Genomic DNA, 3,889 nt, shown 5'->3' on the forward strand with positions numbered 1-3,889 from the left:
CCGGACAATCCCTCCGAGTCATGGAAGGACACACTGACTCCGTCTTGAGCGTGGCCTTCAGCGCTGACGGTCGCCGCGCCCTCTCCGGCTCCTATGACAACACCGTGCGCTTGTGGGACGTCGATACCGGACAATCCCTCAGGGTCATGGAAGGACACACTGACTCCGTCAATAGCGTGGCCTTCAGCGCCGACGGTCGCCGCGCCCTCTCCGGCTCCACTGACAACACCGTGCGCTTGTGGGACGTCGATACCGGACAATCCCTCCGAGTCATGGAAGGACACACTGACGCCGTCTGGAGCGTGGCCTTCAGCGCCGACGGTCGCCGCGCCCTCTCCGGCTCTGATGACAGCACTGTGCGCTTGTGGGACGTCGATACCGGACAAACCCTCAGGGTGATGAAAGGACATACTAAATCCGTCTGGAGCGTGGCCTTCAGCGCCGACGGTCGCCAATACTATTCTTCTGCATTAAATGGTGTCCTACGTTTATGGCCATACGACGATGTAACACAGTCAGTAGCCACCAATCAGGTCGAGTATACAAATGCCAAAGTCTTATTTGTAGGCAACAGTGCAGCGGGTAAAACCGGGCTTTCCAACCGATTAGCGCTAGGAACCTATAAAGAAACTGACTCCACAGTTGGTGCCTGGGCCACCCAGTGGAAGCTTCCTATTGAGTCAAACGACGGCGTGGAAAAGGAGATTTGGCTATGGGACTTTGGAGGACAAGCGGATCAGCGACTAATTCACCAGCTCTATATGGATCAGACTCAGGTAGCAGCTTTAGTCTTTGATCCACAGAAGCCAGAACTCTTAGAGGGACTACGAACCTGGGATCGGGATTTGACAAGAGCTGCCACAGGCGATTTTAAAAAATTGCTCGTCGCCGGACGCATCGATGCTGGCGGCCTACGCAGTGCGAGCCGCCACCAGGTTGAAGATTTTACTCAAGAATATGGATTTGAGGAATACATCGAAACGAGTGCCAAAGAGAACATCGGCTGTGAGGAATTAAAACAGGCAATCTGTAAGTTAATCGATTGGGATAGCATCGCCAAACGGACAACACCTAAGCTTTTCAGAAGACTCAAACAAGAGATTGTCTCCCTAAAAGACGAAGGTCGCACATTGATGCGCTTCAACGAACTGCGTGAGGCCCTAACCCTGCGTATGAGTGGGGAACGCTTTACTGACACAGAGCTAAAGACTGTTATTTCACTTCTCGCTGGTCCGGGGGTGATGTGGGAACTCGGATTTGGCTCCTGGGTTCTGCTAGCGCCTGAACTAATCAATGCCTATGCTCAAGCCGTTATTCGCACCATTCAAGAGGACGAACGCGAGTTGGGCTGTATCACTGAAGCCCAAGTCTTAGCTGGTCAGCTCAGCTATCCCAACGATCTCCAGCGGTTACCGGAAGAGGAAGAACGTATTCTGCTGCTGGCGATGCATCGACTCCTCGTTGAAAATAGCCTTTGCCTTAGCGAACCCACTGACTCTGGAACCCTGCTCATATTCCCTAGCTATGCCCGCCGCGAACGCCCCGATCTGATCGAACACCCCTCTGTGATGGTCAGCTATGAGTTTGCAGGCTTCCTTGATGACATCTATGCGACTCTTATCGTCCGCCTACACCGCATCAGCCCTTTTGAAACTAAAGAACTCTGGAAAGACGCCGCAGATTTTGAGAGTGGTACAGGTCATAAGTTAGGGGTTAAGCTCTCCCGCAAAGCAGCAGGAAAAGCAGAATTACTGGTTTACTTCGCCCCAGATCTGTCGATTGGCGAGCGAATGATCTTTAGCAAATATGTTCAGGAGCATCTATTCCGTAAAGTCAAAGATCGTGATCAGGTCAAACGGCTTCGCCATTGGATCTGCGGCAACTGTGGCGAACCAGTCGAAAATCGCGACCGAGCCATGAAGCGTCTACACGACCAAGGGAAGGAAGCAAAAATTATTTGCGTTAACTGCGAGACATATGTGCAGCTCTGGGACGAAATGGAAGCGACGTTTGCAGACCCCGACATTCTTAGCCGAGTTAGAACCCTAGAAGCAGAAGCCCAGCGCGAGCTGGATAACGAGAGCAAAGAACGAGCCCTCGTCGGTGATGTGATCTCCACTGTTGCGCTAGCAGGCCAAATTTCCCGTGAATTCTCCGTTAGCGACCACGGCCTCGATATGGAGATTGAATTTAAGAATGACCAAGGTAAGGCAACGGGCCAGCGTCTTTACCTACAGCTCAAATCAGGCGATTCGTATCTGTCTGAAAGAAAACGTGATGGCGTGGAAATATTCAAAATTCCCAAGCAACGGCATGTCGAATATTGGATGAATCAGAAATATCCAGTTATGTTAGTGATTCGCAATTCGGAAGGTGAAATTCGCTGGATGGAGATTAGTGATTATCTTCAAGAGAAAACCCAAAATGGTAAAAAACAGGTTCGACAAATCGAATTTGTGGGTGAACGCTTCGATGTGATGAGTGTCAGACATTGGCGGGACAAAGCTCTTAAGCCTTAATCTATGCAATCTGAACACTCCCCACATCCCTACCTAAAAAAAGTCGGCATCATCGGTGCAGGCCCCGCAGGACTAGCCATAGCCATCGCCCTCAGAAAAAAAGGCATAGAAGTCCACATCTATGAACGTGCCAAAACCTTTCGACCCATCGGAGCAGGTGTCACCCTATCCCCCAACGGCATCAGAAGCCTAGCCGCCATCGATGCCGATATTGTTCAACAACTTAAACAGCAAGGCTCTCAACTCAATCGCTTCCGAATCAGAACCGCTAGAGGATGGCCCATCCTCAACCAACCCGTAAAAGACGAAGACTATGATCAGCCCTTCCTAGCAGTCCGCTGGTTTAGCCTCCAAGAAATAATGAGGGCCAAACTCCCCCCAGAAATCCTTCACCTCCATCACCAACTCATTCACTTTGACCAGACCCAACAAAGCGTCAATCTGTCCTTTGCCAATGGCGAAACGGCAACCGTTGACCTGCTGATTGGCGCAGACGGCATCCGTTCCATCGTCCGTAAACAACTTTTCGGCCTGGAAGACCCAGCCTATGGCGGCTGGATGACCTGGCGTGGCGTCCAAAAATATCAGCATCGTTTGCTTCCCCCTCATCACACCACAATTTTTGCCAAACGAGGCAAAAGCTTAATCCTCCTAGACAACGGCCAAGGCTATGTGTCATGGGCATTAGAGATGACCTCGCCCACCGTCCATCAATCCCAGCATCCAGAAGCAGCAAAAGCCCGAGTCCTGCAAGAACTCTCCAACTGGCATCCTGCCCTACAAGAACTGGTCAATCTAACCGATGCAAACACCATCGTCGAAAGACCCGTTTGTGAACCCATGATCTTGCCTCAATGGAGCAACGGCAGAGTCACTTTGGTCGGGGATGCCGCTCATCCAATGGCACCATTCTTAGGACAAGGCACAAACACCACCTTTGAAGACGTATGGGCCTTGTCTACCTGTTTGGTTCAACAGGACAATCTAGCAGCCGCTTTACAACAATACGGAAACAGCCGTATCGAACGTGCCCATACCATTCAGTATCGGACAATGTATTCCGCAGCTCAAATGCGGAATCCTTTTTTGCGACCCCGATGGTTCAAAACATCCTTGGGAAAAGTACCAGACCAGGCCAAAGTTGGAGAAAAGGCTTTTTCAGATTGGCTCTACCAGTATGAGCTAACCGCTGAATCAACTTAACTTTCCTACGTCAAACCGGGATTTCCTGCTCAAAAACGCTTGTTTGCTCTGAGCCGAAGTCGGCTATCAGACCTTTGGGGATGACAAGGTACTTCAAATCTAGAGTCAGCAGTAGATAGGGCAGTGTGATTTCAAAGAAAATAGGGTGGCCGAAACGACTACCCTAT

General features: G+C 50.7%; 2 protein-coding genes. Both read left to right on the forward strand.

The window, feature by feature from the left end; genetic code table 11:
• On the forward strand, positions 1-2,519 hold a 2,519-nt coding region (locus tag Q0991_RS06860), incomplete at its 5' end, for a DUF4365 domain-containing protein (RefSeq protein ID WP_299486716.1).
• Between the two features lie 3 nt (positions 2,520-2,522).
• Positions 2,523-3,722 (forward strand): NAD(P)/FAD-dependent oxidoreductase, encoded by a 1,200-nt coding sequence (locus Q0991_RS06865; protein WP_299486718.1) that lies wholly within the window; start codon positions 2,523-2,525, stop codon positions 3,720-3,722.
• The last annotated feature ends 167 nt before the right edge of the window (positions 3,723-3,889 follow it).

The organism is Acaryochloris sp. IP29b_bin.137, assembly GCF_028285745.1.
Lineage (GTDB): Bacteria > Cyanobacteriota > Cyanobacteriia > Thermosynechococcales > Thermosynechococcaceae > Acaryochloris.

What these genes read in the sequence shown, in the direction of transcription:
- Q0991_RS06865 (WP_299486718.1), top strand. Translation starts at nt 2,523, where the DNA reads ATGCAATCTGAACACTCCCCACATCCCTACCTAAAAAAAGTCGGCATC.